Annotated in this window: 9 protein-coding genes and 4 pseudogenes; all 13 read right to left on the bottom strand. The window is 51.2% G+C overall.

What is annotated here, in order from left to right; translation table 11 throughout:
* Positions 1-939, bottom strand: a pseudogene (locus JKP78_RS00095) (RHS repeat-associated core domain-containing protein); the annotation flags it as partial.
* A 110-nt stretch (positions 940-1,049) separates the two neighbouring features.
* On the bottom strand, positions 1,050-1,481 hold the full coding sequence (locus JKP78_RS00090; RefSeq protein ID WP_186690750.1) for a DUF4265 domain-containing protein: 432 nt from the start codon (positions 1,479-1,481) through the stop codon (positions 1,050-1,052).
* 8 nt (positions 1,482-1,489) lie between these two features.
* Positions 1,490-1,588: an HNH endonuclease gene (locus JKP78_RS25260; RefSeq protein WP_225931951.1), complete on the bottom strand. Its 99-nt coding sequence runs from the start codon at positions 1,586-1,588 to the stop codon at positions 1,490-1,492.
* Positions 1,589-2,437 (bottom strand): annotated as a pseudogene (locus JKP78_RS00085) (RHS repeat-associated core domain-containing protein); the annotation flags it as partial.
* Positions 2,438-2,439: 2 nt separating this feature from the next.
* Positions 2,440-2,532 (bottom strand): annotated as a pseudogene (locus tag JKP78_RS00080) (transposase); the annotation flags it as partial.
* 158 nt (positions 2,533-2,690) lie between these two features.
* Entirely contained in the window at positions 2,691-2,825 is a 135-nt protein-coding gene (locus JKP78_RS25225; RefSeq protein WP_267912362.1) for a hypothetical protein, read from the bottom strand.
* A 229-nt stretch (positions 2,826-3,054) separates the two neighbouring features.
* On the bottom strand, positions 3,055-3,375 hold the full coding sequence (locus JKP78_RS00075; RefSeq protein WP_186690749.1) for a hypothetical protein: 321 nt from the start codon (positions 3,373-3,375) through the stop codon (positions 3,055-3,057).
* 234 nt (positions 3,376-3,609) lie between these two features.
* Complete coding sequence (locus JKP78_RS00070) at positions 3,610-3,873, bottom strand: PAAR domain-containing protein (protein WP_170028031.1); 264 nt, start codon at positions 3,871-3,873, stop codon at positions 3,610-3,612.
* Between the two features lie 629 nt (positions 3,874-4,502).
* The gene (locus JKP78_RS00065) at positions 4,503-4,658 is read right to left on the bottom strand and encodes a hypothetical protein (protein WP_186690748.1); all 156 of its coding nucleotides are present in this window, start codon (positions 4,656-4,658) and stop codon (positions 4,503-4,505) included.
* Positions 4,659-4,716: 58 nt separating this feature from the next.
* Positions 4,717-4,893, bottom strand: coding sequence for a competence protein ComJ (gene comJ, locus JKP78_RS25315; RefSeq protein WP_186690751.1), 177 nt, complete (start codon positions 4,891-4,893; stop codon positions 4,717-4,719).
* A gap of 765 nt (positions 4,894-5,658) precedes the next feature.
* A pseudogene (locus JKP78_RS25310) lies at positions 5,659-5,798 on the bottom strand (IS5/IS1182 family transposase); the annotation flags it as partial.
* A gap of 174 nt (positions 5,799-5,972) precedes the next feature.
* Entirely contained in the window at positions 5,973-6,302 is a 330-nt protein-coding gene (locus JKP78_RS00055) for a hypothetical protein (RefSeq protein WP_186690747.1), read from the bottom strand.
* On the bottom strand, positions 6,302-7,084 hold a 783-nt coding region (locus tag JKP78_RS24935), incomplete at its 5' end, for an RHS repeat-associated core domain-containing protein (RefSeq protein WP_234454380.1). The genes JKP78_RS24935 and JKP78_RS00055, both read right to left, overlap by 1 nt.

Raw genomic sequence — 7,084 nt, 5'->3', positions numbered from 1 at the left:
ACGCTGAGCTTGTCATCGTCGAAGCGCACCAAACGGTCGAACAGGTCCCAGCTGAGGCGCGCCTTTTCGCCGTTGTGCAGGCGATGGATCAGGTTGCCGCGTTCGTCGTACTGGTAGTGGGTCCCGGCATATTCTCGCAGCAGGTTGTCCATCAGCTTGTTGCGGCGCGGGTCGCTTTCCAGCGGACGGTTGAGCTCCTGGGCCTTGTCGTCCAGCAGGTTACCGGCCGGGTCGAAGGCGAAGGTCTCGACACCCAGGCGACTGGTGGCTTGCAGCAGGCGGCCGACCGGGTCGTACCGATAGGCCAGGTGGCCACGGCGGGTGTCGTGGATATCGGTCAGCTGGCCCACGGCATCGTACTGGTACTGGCGCTTGAGCAACGTGGACTTGCCATCGTGGCTACCCAGCAACTGCTCTTGCAGGCGGCCAGCCGGGTCCCAGCTCTGGGCCTGCATCAGCTGGTTGCCCTGATGCCGGACCACTTCGCGGTGCAGGTCATCGCGCTCGTAGGCCAGCAGTTCATGCTGGTCGAGGGTCATGCCCAGCACGTGGCCGCTGCCGTAGGTGAGCACGCTGACCTTGTGGCCATCGGGGCGAACGGTCGCGATACGGTTGTTGAGGGCGTCGTACTCGTGCTGCCACACCGCGACCATCGGCACCTCGGTACCAAGGTAATACTGGTGCTCGCGGGTCAGGTTGCCCGCCTGGTCATGGAACCATTGCAACTTGCTGGCCGCGTTGTTCGCCTGGATCAGCTTGCCGTTGCCATCGTAGGCAAAGGTCTCTTCTTGACGTTGATTTCCTTGGCTGGCATCAGGCGCTCCACCGGGTCGAAGGTGATGTGAGGCGGCGCTGGCCGACCTGGGTGCTTGCCAACCGGCCCGCATCAGGGTCGTACTCGTAACGCGTCACCAGTCCATCGAAACCCTTTTCCTCCACAGACGACCAAGCATATTGTCCAGATTTGAAAAACCCTTCAAATTGTGACATCACCGACCTCAAATGTTACGTAGACGCCCCCTCAACATCAACGAATCAATAAAACTACTTTATTGGCGAACCATTCCATATTCGTAGTCCAACTCGCCAGCATTACTTTTCTCCTCTAGAAAACCCACAACCAAATCAAAGTCAACATGCTTAGGGACATTTATCGCAAAAAATTTCTTGCTCATACCTTCCCACGAGCAACCCATATTAGCGATATCATCCATTATCAGCCGCGGCACGCTTTCGTCATGGCTATAGAAAATCACCCGCACAGTACTATTCCCTTCATCGGAAACTACTGCATTGAATAGCAGCTCATTGTCATCACCTATAGAAGTACTAACCTCATCATCCAGACATACTTCTTTAGAATAAAATGGTATATTTTTTATTCTATATTTATTTCCCCCCCTTTTTTCAGCCCACACGCTCTCCATAGAGACCGGCGGATAACCATCAATAATTTCTAGCTTTAGAAACACTTTTTCCATCGCTTCACCTAAAGTTCACAGGAGTCACTTTTTTCAATATTGCACACCCTACACAGTACTTGTCCATTTTCTGGCGTACCAGAACCTCCTTTAGATTTAGGTATCACGCTCCAGTCCGGCTGGCGCAGCAGGCGGATCGGGTTGTTTCGTTGCGCCTGGACCACCGGCACGAAGCTGCCCGGTTCGTACAGGTAATGCACAGTGCGCCCGGTTTCGCCTTCACCCTGCGGCGGTGAGCTTTCCCAAGCCAGTTTATCGCCATCCCAGCCATACAAGGTGTAACCGCAGCCCAGTTCGCGCTGGCGCTTGGCCCGCTGCATCTGGTTCCAACCACTGCCCGCTCGCGGATCATCCTGGTGGTGCGCGGTGGAGTGCTTGTGCAGACGGCGCCCCAGCGCGTCGTAGCTGTACACCACGCTGAGCTTGTCATCGTCGAAGCGCACCAAACGGTCGAACAGGTCCCAGCTGAGGCGCGCCTTTTCGCCGTGGTGCAGGCGATGGATCAGGTTGCCGCGTTCGTCGTACTGGTAGTGAGTCCCGGCGTATTCACGCAGCAGGTTGTCCATCAGCTTGTTGCGCCGCGGGTCGCTTTCCAGCGGGCGATTCAGCGCCTGGGCCTTGTCGTCTAGCAGGTTACCGGCCGGGTCGAAGGCGAAGGTCTCGACACCCAGGTGACTGGTGGCTTGCAGCAGGCGACCAACCGGGTCGTACTGATAGGCCTAGTGGCCACGACGGGTGTCGTGGATATCGGTCAGCTGGCCGACGGCATCGTACTGGTACCGGCGCTTGAGCAGGGTGGTCTTGCCGTCATGGCTACCCAGCAACTGGTCTTGCAGGCGGTCAGCCGGATCCCAGCTCTGGGTCTGCATCAGCTGGTTGTCCTGATGGCGCACCACTTCGCGGTGTAGGTCATCGCGCTCCTAGGCCAACTCATGCTGGTCGAGGGTCATGCCTAGCGGCGCTGAGCGACATCGGCGACAGGCTTGCCTTTCTCGGTCACTTGCTTGACCGCTTCGATCTTGAATTCTTCGGGGTAACGCAGACGACTCATGGCACCTCCTATTTGGGCCTCATTATGAGGCTTGGAGGTGTCTACGAAACTAGGGGCGATTCACTTGACCATCCACAATACAACTCGAAACTTATCAACCGACACACCCCCGTTACAATAGACATTTCAAATAAAAAGACACTAAATCTAAACAAGTCTCAACTGAGCTTCTTTTGTTCCCAAAAACGCTTCCTTTTAAGCCTTTGACGAAGCGAATCTAATTCATCTCGCCCACAGCACGCCTCTAACTTATCCGACAGCTTTTCTTTAATTTCTTCAAGCTTAACAATCATATTAGACTCATCTATAAACTTGGCAGTCTCCCTTCGATAGTCCTTTTCATCATCTGCAGTGACTTCATCTCGCACATAAATAATATAGACCAATATTTCTTAAAGATATGAGCAAATACTCGAGATCCCAAAGAACCGCTACTGCTTCCTCACCCGAGACCAATATATCTTTCTGTTTACTCAAAACCATTCCCTCTACGAATGCTTTAACTAAAGCCCCACTTATTTATCAAACATTTTTCGGTCTCTCCCAGAATTCAATCTTATCTAGCACTCTCTCCAAATCATCCATATCATCATCACCTAGCGTATCGTCAAATTTTGAAGCAATTACCATTCGCATTTTTGCCAGCCTATCATTTACCCGTTCAGCATCAATAAACTCAGTCACGGCCTCACAATACTCATCATGTATCGAAAAAGCCTGACCTAACTTTTCTTTATAGAAATTATTTAGCCTAACAAGCGAAACCAAGACGAACTCAACCTCTCTCAATAAATACTCCACATCTTTTTTACTGAGGAAAATCGTTTCATTTGTATTTCTCATCATCATTTCCCTTGCACTACCGCATGATTCTTCAGCTTAAGATCACCCTTAACCGTAAGTTCTTTTCTATGATAGCGAGGATTATCCACCCAGCAGGCGGCCAACCGGGTCGTACCCGCCAAGGGTTAAGCCGGCCAAGAATCAGGGAAGTGTGCCGACGCAGATCATCACACCAGAGAAGCGGGCGCCGCATGCGCCAGGCGAGCGGTTTGTCAGGTACCGAACAACCCGGCCTCAGCTGGCAACGCCACTCTTCGGGCCGCTGGCGATCAGCGCCGCGCCACACGCGGTCTTGTGCCCATCGAGGGCGACGGGTGTGCCGTCCACGCTGTAGGTCGCGCTACCTTCAACGATGGGGAACACGCCTTTGCACAACGGGCAGCTGACCATGTGGCCGACCCCGGCGATAGGCTTGCCGTTGACGTTGGTGTTGCCGAAGGAGCCGAGCACCTTGCCACCGTGGGTGGTGGAATCGCCAAGGCGGATAATGTCTTTCATGGGTGAACTCCGTGTCTGGAAGGAGGCGTCGATGCCAGTGGGTTAAAGCCTAAAATAGTGGGGCCATAGGCAATTGGGCGGGGGATGGGCTGGGCCCTGAGGATCCCATTGGGTCGGATGCGTTTTATCCTGCGGTACCTGACTACACGCGTATCACTCACCGGCCTGCAACTTCAATTTCGCACCATCAGGCAGGCTTTTGATTTTCTGGGCCAGTTAGCCGCGCCTCTCAATAGTTTCCTTAAACACGTAAGCATCGTCCTCTGGCAGCTTCAGGCTCTTTATTCCGCTCGCAAGATCAACTGAGCGAACCAGTGAAGCACCATATTAATTTGCTGATTCTTGTAAGCCTCTTTAAACTCATTGAAAGGCAGCTGTACTCTCAGACCAATATCTTTACTAGATTTATGATAACGCCTGACTTCTGGATAATCATCGATGCGCTCATGAGGCATAACTATCGATACAATACTCTATTTTACTGTTCCACAAGGCAGCTCAAACTCTTTACCAACCCAGCAATAACCTGTACTACCGTCCCGTGTCCAAAACTCTAAACACGCAACTCTCCCAACCAGCTCACCTAGGCTCTGACACCTATTGGCCAGCCAGTTCAAGAAGTAGTGCAACTAGGACTTCTTAGCGCGAATATCTGCCAAAGCCTTTTCAAGAGACTTCAAATCATTTGGATCTTTTAGTCTCGCTTTTGAACGTAGCCATTTATCAACCGCATTGTTACGACCATTTGATAGCAAGTCACCCTCTGCAGTAATCTCACTACTCATAATGACGCGCTTTACCACCTTGCCGTTTTCATCACTTACCCGGCAACTCAGTAGCCCATTAAAACGAGGCAGAATCGATCGCTAGATTTGAGCTACTTACCACCACCTCCAAGTCAGTATTGTCATTTTCCACCGCTCCGAAAAAAACGCTCCCCTCTCTCCATCTAAAACCCTGTTTAACATGATTATTTGACCAGTCATTGAACGGCTCATCTAAATTGAGCCAAACACACAGATTTGATTATATGAAACCCAAATATTCATAATTTTTGTTTCATTTACCAAGCACGTTAACCTTAAGTTACCTTTAGGTTTCAGCTTCTTGCACTTATTACCCAAAAACGCACCAGCCCCTCGGCTGCCGGAAGGAAATCACTCTAATATTTTCTCCTTCCCTCTCTTCGCGGGTTGATACCTGAGGATACTAATCCAGATACGCGTCTGGAACTTTCTGCTTATTGCCCTGGGATTCCGTCGCTCGCTTAGAGCATCCCTAGGGTCCCATATCAAGATAATCGGATACCCTTGAGCCTAAGCGTACAACATATGCTGGCATGCTTCCAAGTATTGTGCATACGGCAAATTCACTCCTAACATCCGATCCTATGAACCGTAGACCGCCCTGACTTGCCTGTGAGCTAATCAGTTCATCACCGGCCATGTGCCAAGCTCAACGCCTTTTACAATCTTCGGTGGCGCAGTGACAGAAAATCAATCTCCACCAAAAACTTGATAATTTTTGACGAGAATTGAAAGTTTTTTGCGACCAAATGTAAGTCAAACCTAAAACTTAAGTCAGGATCTTGCCTCGAGAAGTGCCTTCTCAAGCATCTTCATATCCGGAGGTTTTTTTGAGACCCCTTCGAAGCCAACCATCGATGGACAGGATTCTTCGGCCCGCACGCTATACTTACTTTGCGCATTAAGTTCACTAAGCCTAATCACCCTCTTGATAGAAAAATTACCCCGAAATCGGCCTCCGAGACGTAAGGGAATACAGCGAGCTTGGATGTTTCCAGTTGATTCCGACGACCAGTCCGCTCCACAGCACGACCTGCTCCATCTCTACCAGGAAGCGCTCATGGCAGGTCTGCTTGCACTTAGCGGCGTACTCGAAATCGGAAAGCTCATCTGACTCATGGGCAAGACTTGGAGGGCTGACTGAACGGAAGGCCATTTCAGCACAGGTCAGGCGGCCTGTGCTGACTTGATCGGAGAATCCTTAGGTACTAACTCTGCATTAGCAATACCAAAAAGCACAGAAAGGCGAGCTAACGATCTATTATTCAAGATCAAACTCACCCCCTAAACCCTCTATGACTTTCTGATTTCAGCCAAGGCTTTCTCCAGCACGCTGACATTCCCAGGATCATTAAATCTACTTTTTGACTTAGCCCATCGACTTACAGCGCTTTTAGGCCCTTCAACAAGCTTATTGCCTTCCTCAGTAATCTCGCTTTTCATAATCACGCGCTTCACAACCCGCCCTTCCTCATCAGTAACTCGGCATTTCAGAAGACCATTACGCTCCATAAAAACGAAGAGATTCTCCGTCGACAGCTCAATGTTTTTCTGCCAGTCCGGAGCGCTCTTATAGGCCGACATCAACACATCGATATCCCAAACTGGATAGTCATTTGTCATTACAGTCTCCTTTCTACTTGAGATAACCCTGCAACCGGCACCAGCTTCCCAGTAGTCCTATCTCTAATAAATGTCCCACCACTCGCGAGAATTCGACTTTCTTTCATTTGCTGATCATATTTATCAGCAGTCAGACTTGTCACCTCATAAGTTGTTGCCTGCCCATTTTCAATAACAGCTGTATCCACCCTACGCCGCTCACCGCTTTCAGGATCCCTGACAGATTTCCCGTTCGCATCTCGCAGATAACACTCACTTTGTATCGTCGCATTCGGATGCTTCGTTTTAATCTCAGCATTAAATTCTTGGTGACGGCGATCTCCTTCAACCGCATTCTTGATCCGCTTCAGCCCCCACGGATCAATCCAACCGATCGGGTTCGGAACATACTGATAGAGGTTGGCCCCACCCAAGTAGCTTATTGGATCCTGGTTGATGAACCGCCCAACCCTCGGATCATAGTACCGATAGCGGTTATAATGCAGCCCAGTCTCGTGATCGTGGTACTGCCCCTGGAACCGTATCGGGTTGCTCAGGCCGACTTGCTTAGCCCACTCCGAGCAGGCTTCCTTGACCTCACCCCACGCCTTGTACTGCGCCGTCCATGCCATCTCACCGTTATGGTCGGTCAGCTCCATCGGCGTACCCAGATGGTCACACTGGTACCAGAGAATCGCATCGAATGCCTGCGGCTTGACCTCGGTGTGCCACAGCGGGTCCTGATCGAAATCGTATTCCCGATCGCTCCAGTCCGGCTGGCGCAGCAGGCGGATCGGGCTGTT

The sequence above is a fragment of the Pseudomonas sp. LAM2023 genome (assembly GCF_016620375.1).
Classification (GTDB): domain Bacteria; phylum Pseudomonadota; class Gammaproteobacteria; order Pseudomonadales; family Pseudomonadaceae; genus Aquipseudomonas; species Aquipseudomonas anuradhapurensis.
Note: the sequence above shows the minus strand (reverse complement) of the source record. Positions and strands in the feature narration are given on the sequence as shown.